General features: G+C 65.1%; 21 protein-coding genes and 1 tRNA gene. 16 read left to right on the top strand and 6 right to left on the bottom strand.

Features of this window, described 5'->3' with window-relative positions:
- Window positions 1-30: 30 nt before the first annotated feature.
- Window positions 31-237, top strand: coding sequence for a hypothetical protein (locus CAF53_RS15715; protein WP_046763264.1), 207 nt, complete (start codon window positions 31-33; stop codon window positions 235-237).
- A gap of 18 nt (window positions 238-255) precedes the next feature.
- Here CAF53_RS15715 and CAF53_RS15710 read toward each other — a convergent pair whose 3' ends face one another.
- Window positions 256-384, bottom strand: a complete 129-nt coding sequence (locus CAF53_RS15710; RefSeq protein WP_013846709.1) for an entericidin A/B family lipoprotein — start codon at window positions 382-384, stop codon at window positions 256-258.
- Between the two features lie 134 nt (window positions 385-518).
- On the opposite strand from CAF53_RS15710, the gene CAF53_RS15705 reads away from it, so the two are divergent.
- The 5 genes from CAF53_RS15705 (at window position 519) to CAF53_RS15685 (ending at window position 5,682) form a co-directional block, all read left to right on the top strand.
- Window positions 519-593 (top strand) — tRNA-Val (locus tag CAF53_RS15705).
- Window positions 594-717: 124 nt separating this feature from the next.
- Window positions 718-2,940 (top strand): S9 family peptidase, encoded by a 2,223-nt coding sequence (locus CAF53_RS15700; protein WP_100238560.1) that lies wholly within the window; start codon window positions 718-720, stop codon window positions 2,938-2,940.
- A 153-nt stretch (window positions 2,941-3,093) separates the two neighbouring features.
- Complete coding sequence (locus CAF53_RS15695) at window positions 3,094-4,119, top strand: aspartate-semialdehyde dehydrogenase (protein WP_046762847.1); 1,026 nt, start codon at window positions 3,094-3,096, stop codon at window positions 4,117-4,119.
- Window positions 4,120-4,129: 10 nt separating this feature from the next.
- Window positions 4,130-4,816 carry a DUF2238 domain-containing protein gene (locus CAF53_RS15690; RefSeq protein WP_100238559.1) on the top strand — a complete coding sequence of 229 codons (687 nt, stop codon included), beginning with the start codon at window positions 4,130-4,132 and terminating at the stop codon, window positions 4,814-4,816.
- 104 nt (window positions 4,817-4,920) lie between these two features.
- Entirely contained in the window at window positions 4,921-5,682 is a 762-nt protein-coding gene (locus CAF53_RS15685) for an alpha/beta fold hydrolase (RefSeq protein WP_046762845.1), read from the top strand.
- Window positions 5,683-5,721: 39 nt separating this feature from the next.
- Here the strand turns inward: CAF53_RS15685 and CAF53_RS15680 are convergent, their stop codons facing one another.
- Together CAF53_RS15680 and CAF53_RS15675 are read right to left on the bottom strand one after the other, a co-directional pair.
- Window positions 5,722-7,176: an AMP nucleosidase gene (locus CAF53_RS15680; RefSeq protein ID WP_046763256.1), complete on the bottom strand. Its 1,455-nt coding sequence runs from the start codon at window positions 7,174-7,176 to the stop codon at window positions 5,722-5,724.
- A gap of 72 nt (window positions 7,177-7,248) precedes the next feature.
- The gene (locus CAF53_RS15675) at window positions 7,249-7,731 is read right to left on the bottom strand and encodes a peroxiredoxin (RefSeq protein ID WP_046762844.1); all 483 of its coding nucleotides are present in this window, start codon (window positions 7,729-7,731) and stop codon (window positions 7,249-7,251) included.
- Between the two features lie 146 nt (window positions 7,732-7,877).
- On the opposite strand from CAF53_RS15675, the gene CAF53_RS15670 reads away from it, so the two are divergent.
- The 10 genes from CAF53_RS15670 to trxA all read left to right on the top strand — a co-directional run bounded on the left by CAF53_RS15670 (window position 7,878) and on the right by trxA (window position 22,226).
- Window positions 7,878-8,438: a YqgE/AlgH family protein gene (locus CAF53_RS15670; RefSeq protein WP_046762843.1), complete on the top strand. Its 561-nt coding sequence runs from the start codon at window positions 7,878-7,880 to the stop codon at window positions 8,436-8,438.
- Window positions 8,439-8,602: 164 nt separating this feature from the next.
- Window positions 8,603-9,154: a hypothetical protein gene (locus tag CAF53_RS15665; RefSeq protein WP_197707425.1), complete on the top strand. Its 552-nt coding sequence runs from the start codon at window positions 8,603-8,605 to the stop codon at window positions 9,152-9,154.
- 143 nt (window positions 9,155-9,297) lie between these two features.
- On the top strand, window positions 9,298-10,707 hold the full coding sequence (gene ahcY, locus CAF53_RS15660; RefSeq protein WP_100238558.1) for an adenosylhomocysteinase: 1,410 nt from the start codon (window positions 9,298-9,300) through the stop codon (window positions 10,705-10,707).
- A gap of 287 nt (window positions 10,708-10,994) precedes the next feature.
- Window positions 10,995-13,343 carry a PAS domain-containing sensor histidine kinase gene (locus CAF53_RS15655; RefSeq protein ID WP_100238557.1) on the top strand — a complete coding sequence of 783 codons (2,349 nt, stop codon included), beginning with the start codon at window positions 10,995-10,997 and terminating at the stop codon, window positions 13,341-13,343.
- Window positions 13,336-13,794, top strand: coding sequence for a tRNA (adenosine(37)-N6)-threonylcarbamoyltransferase complex ATPase subunit type 1 TsaE (tsaE, locus tag CAF53_RS15650; protein ID WP_046762839.1), 459 nt, complete (start codon window positions 13,336-13,338; stop codon window positions 13,792-13,794). Before CAF53_RS15655 ends, tsaE begins: the two co-directional genes overlap by 8 nt.
- Window positions 13,791-14,777: a phosphotransferase gene (locus tag CAF53_RS15645; RefSeq protein WP_100238556.1), complete on the top strand. Its 987-nt coding sequence runs from the start codon at window positions 13,791-13,793 to the stop codon at window positions 14,775-14,777. The genes tsaE and CAF53_RS15645 overlap by 4 nt, the downstream gene beginning before the upstream one ends.
- Window positions 14,774-15,484 (top strand): nucleotidyltransferase family protein, encoded by a 711-nt coding sequence (locus CAF53_RS15640; RefSeq protein ID WP_046762837.1) that lies wholly within the window; start codon window positions 14,774-14,776, stop codon window positions 15,482-15,484. The genes CAF53_RS15645 and CAF53_RS15640 overlap by 4 nt, the downstream gene beginning before the upstream one ends.
- Window positions 15,477-18,452 carry a double-strand break repair protein AddB gene (gene addB / locus CAF53_RS15635; RefSeq protein WP_100238555.1) on the top strand — a complete coding sequence of 992 codons (2,976 nt, stop codon included), beginning with the start codon at window positions 15,477-15,479 and terminating at the stop codon, window positions 18,450-18,452. The genes CAF53_RS15640 and addB overlap by 8 nt, the downstream gene beginning before the upstream one ends.
- Window positions 18,433-21,876 carry a double-strand break repair helicase AddA gene (gene addA, locus CAF53_RS15630; RefSeq protein WP_100238554.1) on the top strand — a complete coding sequence of 1,148 codons (3,444 nt, stop codon included), beginning with the start codon at window positions 18,433-18,435 and terminating at the stop codon, window positions 21,874-21,876. Before addB ends, addA begins: the two co-directional genes overlap by 20 nt.
- A gap of 29 nt (window positions 21,877-21,905) precedes the next feature.
- Window positions 21,906-22,226: a thioredoxin TrxA gene (gene trxA / locus CAF53_RS15625; RefSeq protein WP_046762834.1), complete on the top strand. Its 321-nt coding sequence runs from the start codon at window positions 21,906-21,908 to the stop codon at window positions 22,224-22,226.
- A 20-nt stretch (window positions 22,227-22,246) separates the two neighbouring features.
- Here the strand turns inward: trxA and CAF53_RS15620 are convergent, their stop codons facing one another.
- Genes CAF53_RS15620 through argJ form a run of 3 tightly spaced genes read right to left on the bottom strand, consistent with a single transcriptional unit; the run spans window position 22,247 to window position 24,920 of the window.
- The gene (locus CAF53_RS15620; RefSeq protein ID WP_046762833.1) at window positions 22,247-22,858 is read right to left on the bottom strand and encodes a glutathione S-transferase family protein; all 612 of its coding nucleotides are present in this window, start codon (window positions 22,856-22,858) and stop codon (window positions 22,247-22,249) included.
- Window positions 22,859-22,876: 18 nt separating this feature from the next.
- On the bottom strand, window positions 22,877-23,677 hold the full coding sequence (locus tag CAF53_RS15615; RefSeq protein ID WP_100238553.1) for an inositol monophosphatase family protein: 801 nt from the start codon (window positions 23,675-23,677) through the stop codon (window positions 22,877-22,879).
- Window positions 23,678-23,693: 16 nt separating this feature from the next.
- Window positions 23,694-24,920, bottom strand: coding sequence for a bifunctional glutamate N-acetyltransferase/amino-acid acetyltransferase ArgJ (argJ, locus tag CAF53_RS15610; RefSeq protein WP_100238552.1), 1,227 nt, complete (start codon window positions 24,918-24,920; stop codon window positions 23,694-23,696).
- Window positions 24,921-24,965 lie beyond the last annotated feature (45 nt).

The following is a 24,965-nucleotide window of genomic DNA, read 5'->3' as shown; positions in this document are numbered from 1 at the left end:
CATTCACGCATGTTGCAGAGAGGTAAGAGCATGACCCTCGTAGACCGGCTGTTGAGAGCCAGGGCGCAGGAAAAGGTCGAGCGTGCCGGAATATCCAACTATTCCTTCGACCAGGAGGGGCTGGTCATGTGCGGTGTGCGCTACACCATTGCCGCCTGCGATTGCGGCGAACCGGATTGCGACGGCGTGAGTTTGGAGAAGAATGCGGCCGGCGTCACCAGCCGCATCCTCCAATGATCCGGTCATCAAACCCGATCAGTTGATCGCTTTTTCTCCGGCGCGGCCGACGGATTCGATGTCCCGGCCGGCACCTTTCACGGTGTTGCAGGCTGCGAGCGAGGAAAGAAGCAGCCCTGCAATGACAAGGGCGACGGTTTGACGCATGGGATATGCACTCCTTTTGATAGCGTATCGATTATAACGCGCTTGACGCGAATAAGTCCATTTTCGGAAATTAGGTTGGCGGGGCGCTTGACAGGGCGCGCGGTGGATGCCAATGGCCGCCTCCTCCTTACAGGGGGCGCGTAGCTCAGCGGTAGAGCACACCCTTCACACGGGTGGGGTCACAGGTTCAATCCCTGTCGCGCCCACCATGATCCGGGCGATCATGGCGGAGAAATATTATTTCCCAACATTGATCTTTTCATCTGCGTCGCGCTAATTCCGGGCGCATGTGACGCGGCGTTTCCATGCGCCGCGAGCCAGCAAGGGAAGATCATGTCGCCATATCTGAAATGCGGTGCCGCGGTGGGCGCGCTGCTTTTGAGCCTTTCCGCTCAGGCACAGGAAAAGCTTACATTGGAACGGGTTTTTGCCAGCCCGGACCTGTCGGGGCCGCAACCGCGCGCGTTGAAGCTTTCGCCCGACGGCAGGCTGGTGACCTTGCTCAAGCCCCGCAAGGACGAGAAGGAGAGGCTGGACCTCTGGGCCGTCGACACCTCGACCGGCGCGGAACGGATGCTGGTCGATTCGAAGAAGACCGGCAGCGGCGCGGAACTCTCCGAAGCGGAGAAGATGCAGCGGGAGCGGGATCGATCGGTTGCGGGCAGCACCGGCATCGTCAGCTATGACTGGGCGCCGGACGGCAAGTCCATTCTCGTACCCGTCGATGGCGATCTCTATCTGGCCGGGCTGGACGGCAAGGTCTCGCGGCTCACCGATACGCCCGACGGCGAACTGAACGGCGTGGTCAGTCCCAAGGGCGGCTATGTGTCCTTCGTGCGTGGCGGCAATTTCTTCGTGCAGTCTATGGGCGGGACGGAAAAGCAACTGACGCAGGGCGCCAGCGATACGGTGAGCTGGGGCGTCGCGGAGTTCGTCGCCCAGGAGGAAATGGACCGGCGTACCGGCTATTGGTGGTCGCCCGACGACAAGCAGATCGCCGTCGCCCGCGTCGATGAAGGCCCGATCGGCATCGTCACCCGCACGGCGATCGGCGGGGAGGGCACCAAGGTCTATGAGCAGCGCTATCCGGCCGCCGGTACGCCCAATGCGCTGGTCGACCTTTATGTCATGAAGCCGGAGGGCGGGGCGCAGGTGAAGGTCGACCTGGGCACGGACGGGGATGTCTATCTCGCCCGCGTCGACTGGTCGAAGGACGGCAGGACGCTCTATGTCCAGCGGGAAAGCCGGGACCAGAAGAGGCTGGACCTGCTGGCCGTCGATCCGGCGACCGGCGTGAGCAAGGTGATCCTGACCGAAAAGGCGAAGAGCTGGATCAACCTCAGCAACAATTTCCATGCCTTGAAGGACGGCAGCTTCCTCTGGTGGTCGGAAAGGACCGGCCATGGCCACCTCTATCATGTGCGGGGCGGCAAATGGACGGCGCTTACCGGCGGCGACTGGGAAGTGCGCGACGTGGTGGGCGTGGATGAGGGGAAGGGCCTTGTCTATTTCACCGGCAACAGGGAAACGCCGCTGGAGCAGCAGCTTTATGTGACATCGCTCGCCAAGGCCGGGCCGCTCCGGCAGTTGACCTCGACCGGCTGGTGGAATGACGCGGTGATGGACAGCGCCGCGAGCCGCATCGTCGTCGCGCGCAGCAATACGGATCAGCCCAAACAGGTCTATCTGGCCGACAGCGCGGGCAAGCAAGTGCAATGGCTGTCGGAGAATGCGATGGTGGGCGACCATCCTTACGCGCCCTATCTCGCCAGCCATGCGAAGACCAAGTTCGGCACCATCAAGGCGGCGGACGGATCGACGCTCTATACCCGCATCATGACGCCCCAACTGGAGGCCGGAAAGCGCTATCCCGTCTTCATGCTGCATTATGGCGGGCCGGGCACGGGGCGGCAGGTCACCAACTCATGGGGATCGCCCATCTACCAATATCTGGTGGACAGGGGATGGATCGTCTTCGTCGTCGACAATCGGGGTACGCCCGATCGCGGCAAGGCGTTTGAGGACCATATCTACCATGCCATGGGCACAGTCGAGGTGGAGGACCAGTTGGCGGGCGTCAACTGGCTCAAGGCCCAGCCCTATGTCGATCCCAGGCGGATCGCGACCTATGGCTGGTCCTATGGCGGCTATATGTCGCTGAAGCTTTTGGAGAAGGCGCCGGGTGTGTTCTCGGCGGCGGTGGCAGGCGCGCCGGTGACGAAATGGGAACTGTACGACACCCATTATACCGAGCGTTATCTGGGTCGGCCGCAGGAAAAGCCGAGCGCCTATCCCGGCTCCGGCGCGGTGGATGAGGCGGTGAAGATCAAGGACCCGCTGCTGCTGATCCACGGCATGTCCGACGACAATGTGGTGTTCGACAATTCGACGGCGCTGATGGCGAAAATGCAGGGCGCCGCCGTGCCGTTCGAGATGATGGTCTATCCGGGCCAGACCCATCGCGTGGGCGGGCCGGGTATCAGCGTGCATCTGTGGCACACGATCGAGGATTTCCTGGCCCGGCATGGCACCGCGCCGGAAACGCCCGCCCAATAGCGCGCAGGCAGGTTGCCGCGGATTGACGTTCGCGGCAATGCCGGGCGCGGAAAGCTGCGCTTTCGCGCAATAAATGGCTTGGCGCTGGACAAACCGCGCAATGCCGCTATGGCGCCCACTTCCGCATTTGTGCATGGAGTGGAGTGTTAAGTCATGGGCTATAAGGTCGTCGTCGTTGGTGCCACCGGTAATGTGGGCCGCGAGATGCTGACCATTCTCGCCGAACGCGAGTTCCCTATTGACGAGATCGCGGCGGTTGCCTCGCCCCGGTCGCAGGGCACTGAAATCGATTTCGGTGACACTGGCAAGACGCTCAAATGCAAGAATATCGAGCATTTCGACTTCACCGGCTGGGACATCGCCCTGTTCGCCGCCGGCTCCGGCCCGACGGCCGAATATGCGCCCAAGGCGGCGGCGGCCGGCTGCGTGGTGATCGACAATTCGTCGCTCTACCGTATGGACCCGGATGTGCCGCTGATCGTGCCCGAAGTGAACCCGGACGCCATCGACGGGTACAAGAAGAAGAACATCATCGCTAACCCGAACTGCTCGACCGCGCAGATGGTCGTGGCGCTCAAGCCCTTGCACGACGCCGCGACGATCAAGCGCGTCGTCGTCGCCACTTACCAGTCGGTTTCCGGCGCGGGCAAGGAAGGCATGGACGAGTTGTTCGAGCAATCGCGCAACATCTTCGTCGGCGATCCGGCGGAGCCCAAGAAGTTCACCAAGCAAATCGCCTTCAACGTGATCCCGCACATCGACGTCTTCCTGGACGATGGTTCGACCAAGGAAGAGTGGAAGATGGTCGCGGAGACCAAGAAGATCCTCGATCCGAAGGTGAAGGTCACGGCGACCTGCGTGCGGGTGCCGGTGTTCGTGGGTCATTCCGAGGCACTGAACATCGAGTTCGAGAAGGAAATCTCGGCCAAGGAAGCGCAGGACATCCTGCGTGAAGCGCCGGGCGTGATGCTCGTCGACAAGCGCGAGGATGGCGGTTACGTCACCCCCGTCGAATGCGTGGGCGACTATGCCACCTTCGTCAGCCGCGTGCGCGAGGATTCGACCATCGACAATGGCCTGAACCTCTGGTGCGTCAGCGACAATCTGCGCAAGGGTGCGGCGCTCAACGCCGTGCAGATCGCGGAACTGCTGGGCCGCCGTCATCTGAAGAAGGGCTGAGGCCTTTTAAATGATCTCCGGCGCTGCGTCCGTCTGGAAAGCGGTTCCAGTCGCGCAGCGCCGGATGATCCTTCTTCTGATCGCGGCCATCGCCGCCGCCAACATCGATCAGCCCTATCCCGAACTTGCGCCGCTCCAGCATGGGCCGACCGTCCTGCTGGCCTTGGCCGCGCCATGGCTGCTGCGCCGTTGGCCCCTGTCCAACGGCGTTGTCGGGTGCATCCTCCTTTTCCTGCTGCTGCACACTTTGGGCGGACGCTACATCTATTCCTATGTGCCCTATGACAGCTGGGCGCGGGCCGTGAGCGGGCATGATATTTCCGGCATGTTCGGCTTTGCGCGCAACGGTTACGACCGGTTGGTGCACTTCGCCTTCGGCGCCCTGCTGACCGCGCCTTTCGCGGAAGCGGCACGGCGTTACGGCGCCATGCGGATGGGCTGGAGCCTGGCCTTTGCCTTTGCGGCGGTCGGTTTCGTGGGCGCGCTTTACGAGATTTTCGAATGGCTGTTGAGCGTGGTCGCGGCTGGGCAGACGGCGGACTGGTATAACGGCCAGCAGGGCGACATGTGGGACCCGCAGAAGGACATGGCGGCGGCGCAAGCCGGCAGCGCGCTGGCGTTGATGTGGCTTGCTGCCACTCGACAAGGGCGGGTGGAAGCCATATCGGCGGAGGCTGATTATAGTGATTTCAAGTGAGATGGAACATCTCACGGCTCGGAAATCATGGCAAACAAAGAAGATGAGAGCATGTTCCGGTTCAATCTAATCGGAACATGCTCTAGCCCCAAGGAGTATCGCCCGTGTCGGACCTGCCGCTGGAAAAACTGGAGATCAAGGGGCTGGGTGGGCTACCGATCGCGGTGCATGTGGCGGGAGAAGGGCGTGATCTGGTGCTGATCCACGGCTATTTCTCCAACGCCTGGACCAACTGGATACGCTACGGCCATGCCGCGAAGTTGGTCGAGGCGGGTTTCCGATTGATCCTGCCGGACCTGCGCGGGCATGGCGAAAGCGGCAAGCCCCATGACGCAGCCGCCTATCCGCCCGATGCGCTGACCGAGGATGGGTTGGCGCTGGTCGAACAGCTTGGCCTGACCGATTACGACCTCGGCGGCTATTCGCTGGGAGCGCGGACGACGGTACGGATGCTGGCGCGGGGCGCTGCGCCGCGAAAGGTGATCCTGGCGGGCATGGGCTTGCGTGGGCTGGTTCAGACGCTCGACAATGGCGGCTATTATCGCAATGTCCTGACCAACCTCGGCACCTTCGAACGCGGTACGTCCGAATGGATGACGGAGGCCTTTCTCAAGACCACCAAGGGCGATCCGGTGGCCATGCTGCATATCCTCAATACCTTCGTCGATACGCCGAAAGAGGTCATTGCCGGATTCCAGCAGCCGGTCGACGTGATTTGTGGCGCGGACGATCGCGATAATGGGGTTGCGCAGGAACTGGCCGATGTGCTGCCTCATGGCCGCTATGTCGAGGTTCCCGGCAATCACATGAATGCGGTGACCCGCAAGGAGCTGGGGCAGGCGATGGTGGATTTCCTGACGGCTTGAACCACCATTCGCTCCTGCCTTTGCAGGAGCCTATCGCACTTACCGGAACGGGGGTTCGTTGAAGGCGCGCAGCTTGCGGCTGTGCAATTTGGGTCCTTCCTGGCGCAGCAGTTCGCAGGTCGTGAGACCGACGCGAAGATGTCCCGCAATCGCTTCCTCATAGAAGCGGTTCGCCTGGCCCGGCAGCTTGAGTTCGCCATGGATCGGCTTGTCCGACACGCAGAGCAGCGTGCCATAGGGCACGCGGAAGCGGTAGCCCTGTGCGGCGATGGTGGCCGACTCCATGTCGATGCCGACCGCGCGCGACAGGCTGAAGCGCAGGGCCGAGCTGGAATAGCGTAGTTCCCAGTTCCGATCGTCGGTCGTGACGACCGTGCCGGTGCGCAGGCGCCTCTTGAAATCCTCCCGGTCGCTGCCTCCAAGAACGGCTTCCGCCGCTTTGGCGAGGGCGACCTGAACCTCCGCAATGGCGGGGACCGGAATTTCCGGCGGCAGCATCTCGTCCAGCACATGATCGTCGCGCAGATAGGCGTGGGCCAGCACATAGTCGCCGATCCGCTGGCTGGGGCGCAGGCCGCCGCAATGGCCGATCATCAGCCACGCCTCCGGCCGCACCACCGCCAGATGATCGCAGATCGTCTTCGCATTGGACGGGCCGACACCGATATTGACGAGGGTGATGCCGCTGCGATCCGGCGCGATCAGGTGATAGGCGGGCATCTGATGCTTCCGCCAGGCGCTGTCCGCGATCATCTGCGCAGGGTCGGCGGTTTCGGGGGTCACATAGACCCCACCCGCACCGGAAAGCGCGGTATAGCGGCTGTCCGGCCGTTGCAGTTCGGCGCAGGCCCAGGAGACGAACTCGTCCACATAGCGGTGATAGTTGGTGAACAGGATATAGCGCTGCACATGATCGGCAGGGGTGCCGGTATAATGTTTCAGCCGGGCGAGCGAAAAATCCGTGCGCAGGCCATCGAACAGGGCGAGCGGGCGTTCGCCCTCCGCATCCGGCGCGAACAGGCCGTCAGCGATTTCGTCCCCGATCTCGGCCAGTTCGGTGGCGGGGAAGTGGCGTGCCAGTTCGGTCGGGGGCGTGCCGTCCAGCGCGCTGATGTCCAGCCCGTCCAGCACATAGGGAAAGGGGATCTGCTGATCGCTGATCGCGGTTTCGACTTCCACGCCATAGTCACGGACCAGCAGGTCGATCTGCTCGGCCAGATATTCCGCGAACATGGCGGGCCGCGTCACCGTGGTGACATATTGGCCGGGTTTCGACAGGCGTGCGAAGGATCGTCCGGGCGGAGGCGCGTCGGTTTCCGCATGATGGGTGATCCGCAATTCGGGATAGCAGAAACGCCTGTCGCGCGCAGCCTCGGGCGGCGGGACGCTGCCGTCGCGGGCATAGGCGCGCATGGCCTCGCGCAGGTTTTCGATGGATTTCCGATAGATGTCGTCGAGTTCGGCGACGATGGCACTGCCGATGCTTCTTGTCATCGACATGTGGTAACGCTTTTATATGACGGAAGAAAGATGCGCGCCCCAACAGCGGACGCGCATCCCCCAAAATCAGATCTGTTCCAGCAGATAGTCGGCCGACGAAACCTTGAAATCGCCCGGTGCCTCGACATTGAGTTCGGATACCACGCCGTCCTTGACGATCATCGAGAAACGTTGCCCGCGCGTGCCCATGCCAAAACCGCTGCCGTCCATGGTGAGGCCCACGGCCTTGGCGAAATCGCCGTTGCCGTCCGCCAGCATCGTGACCTTGCCATCGGCATTGGCGGATTTGCCCCAGGCGCCCATCACGAAGGCGTCATTGACGGCGGTGCAGGCGATTTCGTCCACGCCCTTGCCCTTGATATCCGCCGCCTTGTCGACGAAGCCCGGCAGATGGCGCGCCGAGCAGGTCGGCGTGAAAGCGCCCGGCACTGAGAAGAGCGCGATCGTGCGGCCCGCGAAATACTCGTCCGACGCTACCTTTTCAGGGCCGTTCTCGGTCATCTTGACGAAAGTGGTGCTGGGGATGCGATCACCCTTCGAAATGGTCATTTCCTGTCTCCTGGCCTTTTTGGACGCCGCGCAAGTTGGCGCGGGGCGCCTTCCTGTCAAGGGGGCGGTCAAGGAATATGGCACGCCGCCTTGCCAAAGCGACAGGCCGCCATTGGCAAAGACGCCAGGGGGCGTATAGTCGCGCCATGACCACTGCGCGCTCTTACGCCGGCCAGTTCCTGCTCGCCCTGCCGGGCATGGAGGACATGCGTTTCGATCATTCCGTCATCGCCATGTGCGTGCATGATGAAAACGGCGCGCTGGGCATCGCCGTCAGCGACGAGATCGACGGCGTCAGCCTGCACGAACTATTGGAGAGCTTCGATATCGAGCCGGGCGACGTTCCGGACCTGCCGGTGTTGCGCGGCGGACCGGTCGAACCGCGGCGCGGCTTCGTACTGCATTCGCTCGACTGGACCGGCCATGACATGGTCGAGGTGGGCGAAGGGTGGGGCCTGTCCGGCTCGCTCGAAATCCTGAAGGCCATTGCGGAGGGCAGGGGACCGAGTCGCTATCTCGTCGCCTTGGGCTATGCCGGGTGGGGAGCGGGCCAGCTCGACGAGGAGATGAGCGGAGAAAGCTGGTTTCCAACGGCCTGCACCGCCGAACTGCTGTTCGATGTACCCGCGACACGGAAATGGTCGGCGGCTTATGCCGCCGCCGGAGTCGATGCCTCTCATCTGGTCAGCGGCGCCGGGTCGGCTTGACCCACCCTCTTTCGTGCTGTGATGGGATATGGCCGTTGAGGCGGCTTGTTTCCCTTACGTAACTGAACCGTTTACGGTAAAATTCGGCTAACCTTTGCCGTTGAGATTCCGGCAATCGGGCGAGCGCACCCTCATCCCCGGGCAATTGGACGGGGGTTCAAACCATGAGGAAACTGATCGCAGCGGCGCTCGCCGCCACGATGCCGCTTGCGCCGGCGACAGCCGCCACCTGCTGGAAGCAAACGGCGGTGGAAGCGGCGCAAATCCGGGATTTCGAAATGATGCTGATGGTGTCGGCGCTACGATGCCGGGCCACGGGGAACGATTTCCTGGCCGGCTACAATCGTTTCATTCGGGAAAAGCGCGATACGCTGACGCAGGTGAATGACGAACTGCGCGACCATTTCCGTTCCGCAGTGGGGCCGGTGGGAGCGCTGGGCGCCTATGACAATTATGTCACCGGGCTGGCCAATGTCTATGGCGCGGGGGCGGAGGGCCTTGCCTGCCGCGATCTCCAGTCGATCACCGATGCGGCCAATGCCCTGCCGCCGACGCGATCGGCGTTGCTGGAACTGGCCGACGCGGCGGGGATCAGCCCGCACCTGTCCGGCGCACGCTGCGATGTGGTGATGGCGGTCGCAGGAAAAGTAAGCAATTCAGGCAGAATAGTCGATAATGAGCCGGTGAAGGTCGCAGCGCGGGGGCCCGCCGATTAGCATATCGGGTCCTCTTCGATTAGGACATAAAGAAAACTTTATATTGAGTTGCCTTGTTCGGCGGCGATTGGTAAAGCCCAGCCCATCGCCGCCGTTCGCCTGTGCGAGCGGTCGCCTCATCTAGAACCAATGGAGACACGCTCGTGGCCACCGCACCCGCCACCCAGGCGCAGGATTATGTGATCCGCGACATCGGCCTTGCCGCTTTCGGCCGCAAGGAAATCGAGATCGCCGAAACCGAAATGCCCGGCCTGATGGCCCTGCGCGCCGAATTCGGTGCGTCGAAGCCGCTGAAGGGCGCGCGCATCACCGGTTCGCTGCACATGACGATCCAGACCGCCGTGCTGATCGAGACGCTGGCGGAACTGGGCGCCGAGATACGCTGGGCCTCGTGCAACATCTTCTCGACCCAGGACCACGCCGCCGCCGCCATCGCCGCGAGCGGCATCCCCGTCTTCGCCGTCAAGGGCGAGACGCTGGAGGAATATTGGGACTATGTCATCCGCATCTTCGACTGGGGTGACACGGTCTGCAACATGATCCTGGACGATGGCGGCGACGCCACCATGTTCGCGCTGTGGGGCGCGCGCGTCGAGGCCGGGGAAGAATTGTTCACCCCCGGCAATGAGGAAGAGGAAATCTTCGTCGCGACGCTCAAGCGCTTCCTGGCCGAACGTCCGGGCTACCTCACCCAGACCGTCGCCGCGATCAAGGGCGTGTCGGAAGAGACCACGACCGGCGTCCACCGCCTCTATGAGCTGGCGAAGAAGGGCAAGCTTCCCTTCCCGGCGATCAACGTCAACGACAGCGTCACCAAGTCGAAGTTCGACAATCTCTACGGCTGCAAGGAATCGCTGGTCGACGCCATCCGTCGCGCCACCGACGTCATGCTGGCCGGCAAGGTCGCCTGCGTCGCCGGTTTCGGTGACGTCGGCAAGGGGTCGGCCGCTTCGCTGCGCAACGGCGGCGCCCGTGTGCTGGTGACCGAAATCGATCCGATCTGCGCGCTTCAGGCCGCGATGGAAGGCTATGAAGTCGTGACGATGGAAGAAGCGGCCACCCGCGCCGACATCTTCGTCACCGCGACCGGCAACGAAGCCGTCATCACGGTCGATCACATGCGCGCGATGAAGAATATGGCGATCGTCTGCAACATCGGCCATTTCGACAGCGAGATCGAGATTGCCGGTTTGGGCAACATGGCATGGACCGAGATCAAGCCGCAGGTGGACGAGGTTCAGTTCCCCGACGGCAAGAAGATCATCGTGCTGGCCAAGGGCCGTCTCGTCAATCTGGGCTGCGCGACCGGCCATCCCAGCTTCGTGATGTCCTCATCCTTCACCAACCAGGTGCTGGCGCAGATCGAACTGTGGACCAAGGCGGATACCTACAAGAACGAAGTCTATGTGCTGCCCAAGCATCTGGACGAGAAGGTCGCCGCGCTTCACCTGGAGAAGCTGGGCGTGAAGCTGTCCAAGCTGACGCCCAAGCAGGCCGCCTATATCGGCGTGACGCCGGAGGGGCCGTTCAAGCCGGATCACTACCGCTACTGATGCGGATGGAAAGGGGAGGCTGTGGCCTCCCCTTTTTTGTTAGGACGTTGAATGTCGCCGCTTAAGTGACACCTGCTCCCGCCTTCGCAGGAGCAGGCCGATGCTTCGGCCCAATCTGCCTTTTTTCTTGCAAAGCGCCTACGCCGTTACGGGTGCCGCATTCCGATTGTTGTCCATCCCGTAATTCTTTGTATCTCGGTGCTTCACGCTGCATCCGACTTGGGTTAGTCCCCTCATCGAACATGATCATGGGCAAGCATATCGCGATGAGGGTGGAATAGGGCGCAATGGTATCGTTGACGCCTTTTGCCGCTGTGATTTTGGGGGTCGTTCTGGCCGCTTGGCTGGGTGCGGCGATATGGGCGCTGTCGAGCGGCCAGCGCCGCCGCCGCGAAGGAATGCAGGCGCAGGGCAAGCTGGACCGGCTGGCCGTGCTGCTCGCCTCCGCCCCGGCGGCACCGATCGTGATCCACCCCGACGGACGGCTGGAGGCGGCGGACCGGCTGGCGAAGTGGCTTGGCAAGGAACGGGTGCCGACCTTCGTATCCGAACTGACAGCGCCCGAGGGCGGGCTGGAGCCTGACGATGCCGCCGCTCTGGCACAGGAAATCGCGGCGTCCCAGCGCGCGGGGCGCAGCTTTGCCCTGCCGGTGCGTGGGGTCGATTCGTCCCGCCTGCTCCTGGTCCGGGGCGCGCCCGCGGGGCCGGTGCTGGCCGAAAGCGGCGGGGTCGTGCTGTGGATCTTCGACGCCACCGACAGCCAGTCCGAAATCCAGGCGCTCAAGGGCAAGGTCGAACAGTTGCGCGAGGCGCTGGAAGCGCTGGCCGGGCTGGTGGAAGCGGCGCCCTTTCCGATGTGGCACCGCGCGGCGGACATGCGCCTCAACCTTGTCAATACCGCCTATGTCCGTGCCGTGGACGGGGAAAGCGCGCGCGAGGTCATCGCCAACGGGATCGAACTGGTCGAAACGGTGGGCGGGCTTTCGCCCCAGGCCGCTGCCGGTCAGGCGCTGGAGGAAGGCAGGTCCATCGAGCGCATGGTGCCTGCCACGATCGACGGCGAACGGCGGACCATGCGCGTGGTCGACGTGCCGTTGGGCGCGGCGGGCGTCGCCGGTTTCGCCATGGACCAGAATGAACTGGAGCAGTCCCGGGTCGAGCATCGGCGGCTGGAATCGGCCCAGCGCGATCTGCTCGACCGGTTGTCGGCGGGCGTGGCCCGTTTCGGCTCCGACCGGGCGCTGCGTTTCTGGAACCAGCCCTTCATGAGCCTGTTCGGGCTGGACCAGGAGCGGCTGGCCGACAATCCGCCGTTCGAGCGCGTATTGGACCAGATGCGAGAAGCGCGGCGCCTGCCGGAAAATCGGGACTTCCCCGCCTGGCGCGCGGAGCGGCGCGACTGGTTCCTCTCGCCCGATCCGCGCGAGGAGAACTGGCTGCTGGCCGACGGCACCCATTTGCGCGTCTATGCCCAGCCGCTGCCGGACGGCGGGCTGCTGCTGATCTTCGAGGATCGGACCGAGCAGGTGCAGTTGTCGAGCGCCCGCGACACGCTGTTGCGGGTGCGCACGGCCACCTTCGACAATCTGTTCGAGTCGATCGGCGTCTTTTCCTCCGACGGCCGCCTATCGCTCTGGAACAGCCGGTTCCGGACGATCTGGGACGTGTCGGAGGACCTGCTCGCCAAGCATCCGCGTATCGACGAATTGATGCGCGCCGTGCAGTCGCGCCTCGCCAAGCCGCAGCAGGCCAATCTGGTCCGCGAACTGGTGCGCGCCGCCACGGTGGAGCGCAAGCAGCGCGTCGGCCATGTCGGCTTTGCGGACGGGCGCATCTTCGAATTCGCGGCGATCCCGCTGCCCGACGGCAATGCGTTGTTCACCATGCTGGACGTCACGGACAGCCGCCGGGTCGAGCAGGTGCTGCGCGACCGCAACGACGCGCTGGAGCAGGCGGACAAGGTCAAGACCGCTTTCGTCACCAATATGAGCTATGAACTGCGCACGCCGCTGACCACCATTGCCGGCTTCGCGGAGATGATGAGCGCGGGCTATGCCGGGGAAATGAGCGATTCCGCCAGGGAATATGTCGACGGCATATTGCAGAGCACCAATCGCCTCTCGATGCTGATCGACAATGTGCTCGACCTGACCCAGGGCGAGGCCGGGATGCTGCCGGTGGACAAGGCCCCGGTGGACCTTGCCGCCGAGGCACGCGATGCGGTGGCGCGGATCAGGGGCGATGCGACGGCCAAGGGCATCGACCTTGCCTTGTCGCTCCAACCCACGCTGGGCACGGTGCAGGGGGACAAGCGCCGGATCGGCCAGGCGCTGGACCATCTGCTGGAAAATGCGGTGCGCTATTGCAGCCGGGGCGGACGGGTATTGCTGCATGGCGATGGCGAGACGGACAAGGCCCGGCTGGTGGTGTCGGACAATGGACCGGGCATCAGCACCAAGCGGCAGGCGACGATCTTTGACGCGTCATCCCGCACGGAGCAGGCGCGCAATGGCGGCAAGGCGGGCATCGGCCTGCCGCTCGCCCGCCAATTGGCGCAGGCCCATGGCGGCACGCTGCAACTGGTCTCCGAACCAGGTCAGGGCACCATGGTGGTGATCGAGCTGCCGCGTGGCTGAGTCAGAAATCATCCTGGCCGGGGAGGCGGCGATGCTGGCTTTCGGGCAGAAACTGGCCGGGCTGGTGCGGATCGGCGACGTCATCGCGCTCGAAGGTGGCCTTGGCGCGGGCAAGACCACGCTCGCGCGGGGCATATTGGAGGGTTTGGGGCTGGAGGAGGAGGCGCCGAGTCCCAGCTTCGCCATCGTGCAGCCCTATGATATTCCGGAAGTCCGCCTGCCCGTCGCCCATGTCGATCTCTATCGGCTGGATGGAGCGGCAGAGGCGGAGGAACTGGCGCTGGACGACTATCTGACGGACAGCCTGCTGATCGTCGAATGGCCGGACCGGTTGGGGGAGGGCGCGTGGCCCGACGCCCTGCGGTTCCACATCGACATCGAACCCGACGGCGCTCGGCGCTTGACAGCACGCGTGCCGGGCGCTTGGACGGAGCGATGGTCACAGATATGATCCCGCCCGCCGCTGCCCCCGCCTTTCTCTCAGCTGCCGGATGGGGGGATGCGGCGATCGTCCCGCTGGCCGGCGACGCATCCTTCCGCCGCTATTTCCGGGTGATAGACGGTTCGCGCCGCGCGGTCCTGATGGATGCGCCGCCACCGCACGAGGACCCGCGGCCGTTCATCGCCATTGCCGAGCATCTGACGGGTAACGGCTTTGCCGCACCCCGGATATTGGCCCGCGATCTGGAAGAGGGCCTGGTGCTGATCGAGGATTTCGGCGACCTGCGCGTCAAGGAGCATGTCGAGGAACTGCCCGCCGCCGAGGTGGAGGTGTATAGCCGCGCGGTCGACCTGTTGGCCGAACTGCATCGCCTGCCCGCGGCCGATGTTCCGCCCTATGACCGGGCGGTCTATCAGCGCGAGGCGGGCCTGCTGACCGAATGGTATTGCCCCGCCATCGGCCTGGCCGTGGACGAGGATGCCTATGTCCGGGCCTGGGATGCGGTCCTGCCGATCGTCGAGCAGTCGGCCAGCCCGGTCGTCACGGTGCTGCGCGACTATCATGCGGAAAATATCATGCTGATCGACCGGGCGGCTTCGCATGGTCTGGGCCTGCTCGATTTCCAGGACGCGCTGGCGGGGCACCCGGCCTATGATCTGGTGTCGCTGCTCCAGGACGCGCGGCGCGACGTTCCACCCGCGCTTGAGGCCGCGATGCTGGATCATTATCGCGCCCTCGCCAATCCGCCTGTCGATTTCGACGCCGCCTACGCGGTGCTGGGCGCGCAGCGGAACGCGAAGATCATCGGCATCTTCACCCGGCTGTGGAAGCGCGACGGCAAGCCGCGTTACCTCTCCTTCCTGCCGCGCATGTGGGATTTGCTGGAACGTGACCTTACCCATCCGGCGCTCGCTCCCGTGGCGGAATGGTTTGCGGCCAACATCCCCGCCGACAGGCGCCACAACGCCCTTGAGGACTTTGCCCCCGCATGATCGACACCGCGATGCTGATGGCCGCCGGATTGGGCAAGCGCATGCGCCCGCTCACGGCCACCCGCCCGAAGCCGCTGGTCAAGGTGGCGGGCAAGCCGCTGATGGATCATGCGTTGGACCGCCTGGCGGCTGGCGGTATCAGGAAGGTGGTGGTGAACGTCCACTATCTGGCGGATACGGTCGAAGCGCATCTTCATTCCCATTGCAACGGCATGGCCGTCGCCATTTCCGATGAACGGCGCAAGCTGCTGGAAACGGGCGGCGGGCTGATGCACGCCAGGGAGCAGTTGGGGGATGCTCCGTTCTTCTGCGCCAACAGCGACAATCTGTGGATCGACGGGCCGCAGGAAACGCTGGGGATGATGCGCCGACTCTGGGACCCCGAGCGGATGGATGCACTGCTGCTGCTGGTGCCGCTTGCGCGCGCGAATTGCCACAGGGGGCCGGGCGATTTCCATATGGATGCGAACGGCCGCCTCACCCGGCGGAAGACGGCCCATGTCGCGCCCTTCGTCTTCACGGGTGTGCAGATCATGTCGCCCCGCCTGCTGGTCGATCCACCGGCCGAGGTCTTTTCCACCAATATCTTCTGGAACCGGGCGATAGAGGCCGGGCGCCTGTACGGCGTTTCGCATCAGGGCCTGTGGTTCGATGTCGGCACGCCACAGGCGATCCCGGTCGTGGAGTCGATGCTGGCCCATGGGTGATCGCACCCGGCCAGCCCTGTTCAACATCCCCGCGCACCGCGCCTTTTCCGATGCGCTGGTAGCGGGCATCCTCGCCCAGCATGGCGCCGATCCGATGAGGCTGGCGCAGGGGATGATCCTGTTGCCCAGCAACCGCGCCGTCCGCGCTGTCAGCGACGCCTTCGTGCGCAAATCGGGGGGCGGATTGTTGCTGCCCCGACTGGTGACATTGGGTGATCCCGATCTGGGCGAGCAAATCGGCGGCGCGCTCGATCCGCTGGGCGAAGGGGAGGCTGTTGCGCCCGCCATCGCCGCCATGCGCCGCCAGATGATCCTTGCCCGCATGGTGCAGCAGGCATCGGCGCATCCGGTGGACGCGGGGCAGGCGCTGATGCTTGGCCAGGCGCTGGGCGCGGTACTCGACCAGATGCAGGTCGAGCGTGTGCCGGTCACGGCGCTGGGCGATCTTGGCCTGTCCGATGAACTCTCCCGGCATTGGCAGACATCGCTCGACCTCTTCTCCATCCTCCTGGCGCGCTGGCCGGATGAACTGGCGCGGCTGGGGTGCATCGATCTTGCCGATCGCCGCAACCGGCTGCTGGATCGCATGGCGGCGCGCTGGGCAAAGGAGCCGCCGGGAGGATTCGTGATCGCAGCGGGCATTTCCACCACGGCCCCCGCCATCGCCGCCCTGCTGCGCCGGATCGCGATCATGCCGAATGGCGCGGTCGTGTTCGCCGGTCTCGATCAGGAGATGGACGGCGAGAGCTGGGACGCGATCGGCCCCTTCGATCCCGATCCGATCACCGGCCGCGCCCCGGCAGGCCATGAAACCCATCCGCAATATGCGCTCAAGCGTCTGCTCGACCGGATGAGTGCGACCCGCGAGGACGTGGCGCTCTGGCGCTGGGGCAGTGAGCATGACGCCCGGGCGGTGCGGGGACGCAACATCTCCAACGCCATGCTGCCGCCACGTCTGACCAGCCGCTGGCGTGACCTCAGGACGGCGGATCGATCGCTGGCCGGGGTGGAGGCGCTGGAAGTCGCGACCCCCGGCGAGGAGGCGCAGGCCATCGCCATCGCGCTGCGCGAGGCGGTGGAGACGGAGGGGCGCACAGCCGCGCTCGTGACGCCGGACCGGCAATTGGCGACGCGGGTGTCGGCGCATTTGCGCCGCTGGGGCATCGAAGCCGACGATTCGGCAGGTCAGCCGCTGTCCCGCCTGCCGCCCGGCACTTTGCTGATCGCCATGGCGGAGGCCCTGGCCGAACGTTTTGCGCCGGTCGCGCTGCTGACCCTGCTCAAGCATCCGCTGGTGATGCGGGGCGAGGGACGCGTGACCTGGCTGGAGGGCGTGCGCGGGCTTGACCTGCTGCTGCGCGGACCTCGGCCACAGGCAGGGATACACGGCCTCGACCTGTTGCTTCAGGAGCGGGAGGGTGAGGACCGGCAGCGTGTCCTGCGCGCCCGCACGCGCCAATGGTGGGGGGAAGCGCGCATCCTGCTGGAACCACTGGAACAGGCCTTCCTCACGGCATCCGATCTTGCCGCGCAGCTTGCCGCCATTCGCGAGCATGCGGGCCGTCTGACGCAGGATGCGATCTGGGCCGGGCATCAGGGTCACGCCGCCGCCGACCTTTTCGCCGAGATGGAGGAAGCCGCCGGCGAAGGCCCGCGTCAGGCGGACGTCCGCGCGCTCCCCGCCTTGCTCGATCACCTGCTGAGCGGCCTGTCGGTCCGGCCGCCCCAGGGTGGTCATCCGCGCATCGGCATCCTTGGCCTCATCGAGGCGCGGCTGGTGCAGACCGATCTCATGATCCTGGGCGGCCTCAACGAAGGCACATGGCCGGGTCTGCCTGCGCCCGATCCCTGGTTGGCGCCGCGCATCCGCCGGGAACTGGGCTTGCCCGGACTGGAAAGCCGCATCGGCCTTGCCGCCCATGATTTCGCGAGCGCGCTGGGCGCACCCCACGTCCTCATCACCCGTGCCCGGCGTGGATCGGGCGGCCCCGCCGTCGCCTCGCGCTTCTGGCTGCGGCTGAAGGCGATGGCGGGCGCGCAATGGAAAAGCGCCGACCGCTATGCCGCGCTGGCAGGGGCGCTCGACCATCCGGCCGCGCACAGGCCCGCGCGCCGTCCCGCGCCAGTTCCGCCCCTGTCGGTCCGGCCAAAGCTCATTCCCGTCACCGATGTCGACCGGCTGAAGGCCGATCCTTATGCCTTTTACGCCAAGCGCATATTGCGCCTCGCGCGGCTCGATCCGGTGGATGCCGATGCGGGACCGGCCTGGCGCGGGACGGCGGTGCATGAAATCCTCCAGCAATGGGCGGAGGCGGGCAACGGCGATCTGGCCGATCTGGAGGCACGCGCGCGGGCGATGTTCGATCGGCCCGATGTCCACCCCTTGCTGAAGGCGCTCTGGCAGCCGCGCCTGATCGAGGCGATCCGCTGGATCGCCGAGGAAGTGGCGAGCGACCTTGCCGCCGGGCGCAAGATCCTTGCGGTCGAGATCGAAGGCCGCGCGGAAATCGCAGGGGTCACGCTGACCGGCAAGGCCGACCGCATCGACCTGCTGCCCGACGGTAAACTCGGCATCGTCGACTACAAGACCGGCAAGCCCCCCAGCGCCCGGCAGGTCAGGGCAGGCTATGCGCTGCAATTGGGGCTGCTCGGATTGATCGCCGAATATGGCGGCTTTCCGGGCACTGATGCGGCGCCGGTGGCGGGCGGTTTCGAATATTGGTCGCTGGCCAAGAAGGGCGATGCCTTCGGCTATCGCGAAAGCCCGGTCGATCCGATGGGCAAGCGGGACAAGATCGTGACCGCCGACTTCACCTCCCATGCCCACGCCCAGTTCGACACGCTTGTCGCCGCCTATCTCAACGGATCGGCGCCCTTCGATGCGCAGGTGAATCCCGAAGTCGCGAATTATGGCGATTATGACCAGCTCATGCGGCTGGAGGAATGGTATGGCCGCGACGATGGTTAGGAAGGCCAGAGCCCTGCAACCGCTGGCCGGCGCGCAGGCGCAGGCCGCCGCGCCCGACGCGCATGTCTGGCTGTCGGCCTCCGCCGGCACGGGCAAGACCCATGTGCTGACCGCGCGCGTGTTCCGGCTGCTGCTGCAAGGCGTGCGGCCGGAAAATATCCTTTGCCTCACCTTCACCAAGGCGGGCGCGGCGGAAATGGCGGATCGCGTCCATGACCGGCTGGCCGCATGGGTGCAGATGGAGGAGGGCGATCTCTTCCACGATCTGGAGGCATTGGGCGAGGCGTCCGGTCCCGAAGCCCGTGACAGGGCGCGGCGCCTCTTTGCCGAAGTGCTGGAGTCGACGGGCGGCGGCCTGCGCATCCAGACGATCCACGGCTTTTGCCAGCAACTGCTGACGGCCTTCCCGTTGGAGGCAGACCTGCCGCCGGGCTTCCGCCCGCTCGACCAGCGGGAGCAGGCGACGCTGGCGCGCCAGACGCTGGCCGACATGGTGGTGGTCGCGCAGGAACGGCGAGACGATGCGCTGATCGAGGCGCTACAGGCTCTCAGCCTGCGCATGGGGGAAGGGCGCGCGGAGAATTTCCTGCTCCGCTGCGCCGCCCGGCTGGAGGCGCTGGCGGCTTTGCCGGAAGATATCGCGCCCTGGCTGCTGCGGGAACTGGGCCTGCCCGAAGGCGATGTCGACGCGCATATCGCCGCGCAATGCGCAGACGATCTGTTCGACATGCGGACGCTGGCGTGGATCGCGCAGGCGAATGCGGATTGGGGGACGGGCCGGGCGCTGGATCGCTGCGACCGGATTGCGCGCTGGCGGAGCCTTGATCCCGCGGCGCGGGCGGCGGCGCTTTCCGATCTGCATGGCGTCTGGGCCAAGTCCGATGGCGAACTGATTTCCACGGCCAAGGGATGGGCACCCCCGGTCGACGGCTATGGCGACGCCATCGCCCGGATGCACGAGCGCTGTACGGAACTGCTGGGCCTGAAAACGCAGGCGGATTATGCCGCCTTGCTTGCCCGGGCGCTGCACGCGGGGCGTGCCTATGCGCGGGCCTATGCCGAGGCGAAGCAACTGGCGGGTGCGGTCGATTTCGACGATCTGATCACCAACACCGCCCAATTGCTGTCACAGCCCGGCATTGCGGACTGGATCAGGTTCAAGCTCGACCAGCGCATCGATCATATATTGGTGGACGAAGCGCAGGATACCAATGTCAGCCAGTGGCAGATCGTGGGCGCGCTGGCGGCGGAATTCTTCGCGGGCGAAGGAGCGAAGGGCGACAAGGTCCGCACCATCTTCACCGTCGGCGATTTCAAGCAGGCGATATTCGGCTTCCAGGGAACCAGCCCGGAAGCGTTCCGCGCCGCGCAGATCGTCTTCCAGCGCCATGCGGAGGATGCGAGCCATGTCTTCCACGACCTGTCGCTTCAGCACAGCTTCCGTTCCACGCCTGCCGTGCTGGACGTGGTGGACCGGACGATCGAGACGCTGCGTGCCGAGCGGCTGGGCCTCGATGCCGGTGAAGTCCGCCATATCAGTGCCAACCGCTTTCCCGGCGAAGTGCTGCTCTGGAAGCCGATCATTGCCGGTCTGTCCGAGGATGCCGAGGGCGAGGAGGATTGGGCCGCCGATCAGGAACGGGTCCTGGCGCAGACGATTGCACGCCAGATCAGGCAGTGGATCGATGACGGGCTGATGCTCGAAAGCCGCGGACGCCCGGTGACGGCAGGCGATATCATGATCCTGGTCCGCCGCCGCAGCGAGTTGGCGCGGCTGATCGTCGCGCGGCTCTATGAGGAGAAGGTCGCGGTGGCGGGCATCGACCGGCTCCGCCTGAACGCGCCGCTGGCGGTGCGCGATCTGCTGGCGGCGCTGCGTTTCGCGGTGCAGCCGGAGGATGATCTGAACCTGGCAGCGCTGCTCGTTTCGCCGCTGATCGGATGGACGCAGGATGAATTGATGGAGCGCCTGATCGGGCGGCGCATCGGCCTGTGGCAGCATCTCAACCGGACGTTGGACGAAGCGCAGCTGGCGCCATTGCGGGCTTTGCTGGGGCAGGCGGACTTCACCACGCCCTATCGCTATCTGGAAGCCATATTGTCCGGGCCGATGGATGGCCGCCGCCGCCTGATCGAGCGGCTGGGTTCCGAAGCGGCCGATCCGATCGAGGAATTGCTGAATGCCGCGCTGGCCTTTGAAAGCGACGACCATCCTTCGCTCCAGCGCTTCATCGACTGGTTCGACCGGGGCGAGGTGGAAATCGTGCGCGACGCCGCCGCGCAGGGCGATTCGCTGCGCCTGCTGACGGTCCACGGCGCCAAGGGCCTGCAGGCGCCGATCGTCATCTTGGCCGATGCCTGCCTTGATCCCGACGCGGGCAATCGCGCGGATTCGCTGGAATGGAACGGCCTGCCGATCATCGCACCGCGCAAGGCGGAAAGGCAGGGGGCGATCGGGGAGGTGGCGCAAGCCGCCGCCGCCGTGGAACGGGCGGAACATTGGCGGCTGCTCTATGTCGCCCTTACCCGGGCCGAGGAAAGGCTTGTCGTCGCCGGTTCGCTCGGGCCTCGGGCCAAGGGCGAGGTGAAACCGGAAAGCTGGTACGCGGCCGTCGAAGGCGCGCTCGTTTCGCTGGATGCCGAATGGGAGGCCGATCCGCTCTGGGGGGCGCGGCGCAGTTGGCGCGGGAGCGAGCTTCTCGCCGCTAAAGACCACGATACCGTCGTGGCCGAGGATCGACCCGTACAGGCCGAACCGCATTGGCTGCGACAGCCCGCACCGGCGGAAGCGCGGCCGCCGCGGCCGCTTGCGCCCTCCGCCGCCGTGGAGGATGACGTGCCCTATCCACCGCCGACCCCCGCCATGCGCGATGCCGCCGAGCGTGGCCGCTGGCTGCACCGGCTGTTCGAGCGACTGGCCGACGTGCCGAGCGAAAGCCGCCGGCCCCGCGCGGATAGCTGGCTGGCGCAACAGGGGCTTGGCGATCCAGCGCGGCGGCATGACGTCATCGAACAGGCCTTGGGCGTGATCGAAAACCCGCAATTTTCTTCGCTTTTCGGAACCGGCGCGTTGGCGGAGGCTCCCATCGCCGCCGTCGTGGGCGAGGCGGTGATTGCGGGTACTGTCGACCGTCTGCTGATCGGCGACGATCTGATCCAGTTGGTCGATTTCAAGACCGGGCGCATATCTCCGCTTTCGGTGGCGGAGGTGCCGCTCGCGCATGTCCGGCAGATGGCTGCCTATACGGCGGCCTTGCAGGTGATCTTCCCCGGCCACCGGGTCGAGGCGTCCCTGCTTTACACTGCAGCGCCGCGCCTGATCACGCTGCCGCCCGAGCTTCTGGCCCACCACAAGCCGGGCTTTTCCAGCGCACAGGAGAATTTGCCGCTTCCACCCGTTGAGACGGATGCGCACCCGTCCTAGATAGCTCCCAACTGAAGGAGAATTCCAACATGGCTACCAAGGCAGTCACCGACAACAGCTTCCAGCAGGACGTCATCGATGCGGACAAGCCCGTCCTTGTCGATTTCTGGGCGGAATGGTGCGGCCCCTGCAAGATGATCGGCCCCGCTCTGGAAGAGATTTCCGAGGAACTGGCTGACAAGGTCGTCATCGCGAAGATCAATATCGACGAGAATCCCGACGCACCCGGCAAATATGGCGTGCGCGGCATTCCCACGATGATCCTCTTCAAAAATGGCGAAGCCGCCGCGACCAAGGTCGGCGCGGCGCCCAAGAGCGCGCTCAAGGGATGGATCGAAAGCGTCCTCTGAAATCTTTCGGAAAGGCCGGCTTAAGTCAGCGGAATCATGACCGTTTCGACGTAAGCCGGCCTTTCCCGCAGCCTGTCATACCAGGCGCGTAGATGCGGCACGTCGGGTCGGTCGATCTCCAGCGTGAAGAAGGTATGGGCATAAACGCCCATCGGCACGTCCGCGACGCCGAAATCGCCGCCCGACAGCCAGGGCTGAGCGGCCAGCGCCCGGTCGAGAATCCGCATCTGCTCGCCTGACCGCTGGGCCGAGCCGGCCAGCGCTACGGCATCCCGATCCTGGGGCTTTTTGCGGACGAGGTTCAGAAAGGCATCGCGCTGTGCGTCGGCGAAGCTGAACTGCCAGTCCATCCATTTGTCGCCCTGCGCCCGCGCGGCAGGATCGGTGGGCCACATCGCATCCGGCGCATATCGTGCCGCCAGATAGCGCAGGATCGCGTTCGACTCCCACAGCACCACATCGCCATCCTCGATGGTGGGGATCAGCCGGTTGGGGTTCATCGCGAGATAGGCGTCGTTCATGCCGAATGGGCCGCCGACATCATGGCGGACATGAGGCAGGCCGATTTCGCCGGCGAACCAGGCCACCTTCTTCACATTATGCGAGTTGAGGCGTCCCCAGATCGTCAGCATATCCGTCCCTTTCCATTCTCAGAGAAACAGCCGCTCCGCCGCCAGATCCCAAAGACGCGGGGAGGAAGCACCCAGCAGTCCGCGCCGCAGATCGCCCACGACGTAGGGCGATCCGTCCAGCCGCTGGCATTGCCCGCCCGCCTCATTCAGGAACAGCGTCCCCGCCGCATGATCCCAGGGCAAGGTGCGCGCGAAGACCGAAACGTCATTCTGCCCCAATACCAGGCGCGGATATTGTTCGGCGGCGCAGCGGGGAATATCCACCAACCGGAAACTGGCCTTCGACCGACGCTGGATGTCGGCGCGCTCTTCCTCGGTCATGAAATAGACGGCCAGCGCGGCAATGGGTAAAGCTTCGCCGCTTTCCCGCGCATGGACCTGTTCGCCATCGATATGGCTGCCCGCACCCAATATGGCATGGCACAGGCGTCCGGTCAGCGGGTCCAATATCCAGCCTGCCAGGATCGTCCCCGCATCGGCCAGCGCGACCATGATGCCGAAGGGCGGCTGGCCCGCAGCGAAATTGCCCGTTCCGTCGATGGGATCGATGATCCAGTTGAGGCCGTTGCCCGCTTGGTCAAGGATCGCAGGATCGGCGGCGCAGGCTTCCTCCCCGATGACGCCCGCTTCCGGCAGGATGGCGGACAATCCTTCGGCCAGGCGCAACTCGCTTTCCTTGTCCGCGATGGTGACAAGGTCGTCGGCGGCCGTTTTCGCGCTCACTTCATGGCTGGCGAGATTCCGGTAGCGCGGCATGACGATGTCGCGCGCCACCCCACGCATCAGCGCGACGACCGGCTCGTGCAATTCGATCGGCATCAGCTTCGCCTTATTCTCAGCTACGGTAATCCGCGTTGATCGAGATATAGCCATGCGTCAGGTCGCAGGTCCAAACCGTCGCCCGGCCATTGCCCAGTCCCAGATCGACGCCGATCTCTATATCCTGTCCCTTGAGATGGGCCGCCACCGGCGCTTCGTCATACCCCTCCAGAGCCAGGCCGCCCGAAGCCACCTGGGTCGCGCCGAAGCGGATCGAGAGCTTGTCGCGATCCGCAGGCTCGCCCGCCTTGCCGACGGCCATGACGACGCGGCCCCAATTGGCGTCCTCGCCCGCGATGGCGGTCTTGACCAGCGGCGAATTGGCGATGGACAGGGCGATGCGGTGCGCGCTGGCGTCGGTCTCCGCGCCCTCGACCACGATCTCGATGAACTTCGATGCGCCTTCGCCGTCGCGAACCACCAGATGCGCGAGCTGGCGGCAGAGATCGCCGAGCGCCGCCGCAAAGGCGTCCGCCCCGGCATCGTCCATCGTGGCCAGAGGCGCATTGCCCGCCTGACCCGTCGCAAAGGCCAGCACCGTGTCACTGGTGGAGGTGTCGCTATCGACCGTGATGCAGGAAAAACTCTGCCTGTTGGCGGCGGACAGCATCTGCTGCAACAGCCTGGCATCGATCGCCGCGTCGGTGAAGATATAGCCGAGCATCGTCGCCATGTCGGGCGCGATCATGCCCGAGCCCTTGATGATCCCCACCAGTTCGACGCGCGTGCCGCCGATCATGGCCGCGGCATGGGCGCCCTTGGCATAGGTGTCGGTCGTACCGATGGTCGTTGCCGCATCCTCCCAGCTACAGGGCACGGCGGTGAAGGCGGCTTCAAGACCGGCCTCGGCCTTTTCCACCGGCAGCGGCACGCCGATCACGCCGGTCGAGGAAATGAAGATGTCCGAAGGCTTGCAATCCAGATGATTGGCAACCTTCGCCGCGATCGCTTCCACCGCGGCGCGGCCCCGATGCCCGGTGAAGGCATTGGCATTTCCCGCATTCACCACCAGCGCCCGCGCGCTTCCGAGCGGAATCGCGTCCCGGCACCATTCGACCTCGGGGGAGGGGCATCTGCTCTGCGTCGTGACGCCCGCGACGGTCGTGCCCTCGGCCAGTTCGACATAGGTGAGGTCGCACCGGTCCCAATTCTTGTAGCGCGCTCGTGCCGCGCGCGCGGTCACGCCGGCAATGGCGGGAAGAGCGGGGAAGGCGGCGGGGGCGAGGGGAGAGCGCTGTGTCATGCCCGTCGCTTAGCGCAATATGCCCGCCCGTCAACGCCGAGATGG

The sequence above is a fragment of the Sphingobium sp. LB126 genome (assembly GCF_002795205.1).
GTDB lineage: Bacteria > Pseudomonadota > Alphaproteobacteria > Sphingomonadales > Sphingomonadaceae > Sphingobium > Sphingobium chungbukense.
Note: the sequence above shows the minus strand (reverse complement) of the source record. Positions and strands in the feature narration are given on the sequence as shown.

What these genes read in the sequence shown, in the direction of transcription:
- CAF53_RS15715 (WP_046763264.1), top strand. Translation starts at nt 31, where the DNA reads ATGACCCTCGTAGACCGGCTGTTGAGAGCCAGGGCGCAGGAAAAGGTC.
- CAF53_RS15710 (WP_013846709.1), bottom strand. Translation starts at nt 384, where the DNA reads ATGCGTCAAACCGTCGCCCTTGTCATTGCAGGGCTGCTTCTTTCCTCG.
- CAF53_RS15700 (WP_100238560.1), top strand. Translation starts at nt 718, where the DNA reads ATGTCGCCATATCTGAAATGCGGTGCCGCGGTGGGCGCGCTGCTTTTG.
- CAF53_RS15695 (WP_046762847.1), top strand. Translation starts at nt 3,094, where the DNA reads ATGGGCTATAAGGTCGTCGTCGTTGGTGCCACCGGTAATGTGGGCCGC.
- CAF53_RS15690 (WP_100238559.1), top strand. Translation starts at nt 4,130, where the DNA reads ATGATCTCCGGCGCTGCGTCCGTCTGGAAAGCGGTTCCAGTCGCGCAG.
- CAF53_RS15680 (WP_046763256.1), bottom strand. Translation starts at nt 7,176, where the DNA reads ATGACAAGAAGCATCGGCAGTGCCATCGTCGCCGAACTCGACGACATC.
- CAF53_RS15675 (WP_046762844.1), bottom strand. Translation starts at nt 7,731, where the DNA reads ATGACCATTTCGAAGGGTGATCGCATCCCCAGCACCACTTTCGTCAAG.
- CAF53_RS15670 (WP_046762843.1), top strand. Translation starts at nt 7,878, where the DNA reads ATGACCACTGCGCGCTCTTACGCCGGCCAGTTCCTGCTCGCCCTGCCG.
- CAF53_RS15665 (WP_197707425.1), top strand. Translation starts at nt 8,603, where the DNA reads ATGAGGAAACTGATCGCAGCGGCGCTCGCCGCCACGATGCCGCTTGCG.
- CAF53_RS15655 (WP_100238557.1), top strand. Translation starts at nt 10,995, where the DNA reads ATGGTATCGTTGACGCCTTTTGCCGCTGTGATTTTGGGGGTCGTTCTG.
- CAF53_RS15645 (WP_100238556.1), top strand. Translation starts at nt 13,791, where the DNA reads ATGATCCCGCCCGCCGCTGCCCCCGCCTTTCTCTCAGCTGCCGGATGG.
- CAF53_RS15640 (WP_046762837.1), top strand. Translation starts at nt 14,774, where the DNA reads ATGATCGACACCGCGATGCTGATGGCCGCCGGATTGGGCAAGCGCATG.
- addB (WP_100238555.1), top strand. Translation starts at nt 15,477, where the DNA reads ATGGGTGATCGCACCCGGCCAGCCCTGTTCAACATCCCCGCGCACCGC.
- addA (WP_100238554.1), top strand. Translation starts at nt 18,433, where the DNA reads ATGGCCGCGACGATGGTTAGGAAGGCCAGAGCCCTGCAACCGCTGGCC.
- trxA (WP_046762834.1), top strand. Translation starts at nt 21,906, where the DNA reads ATGGCTACCAAGGCAGTCACCGACAACAGCTTCCAGCAGGACGTCATC.
- CAF53_RS15620 (WP_046762833.1), bottom strand. Translation starts at nt 22,858, where the DNA reads ATGCTGACGATCTGGGGACGCCTCAACTCGCATAATGTGAAGAAGGTG.
- CAF53_RS15615 (WP_100238553.1), bottom strand. Translation starts at nt 23,677, where the DNA reads ATGCCGATCGAATTGCACGAGCCGGTCGTCGCGCTGATGCGTGGGGTG.
- argJ (WP_100238552.1), bottom strand. Translation starts at nt 24,920, where the DNA reads ATGACACAGCGCTCTCCCCTCGCCCCCGCCGCCTTCCCCGCTCTTCCC.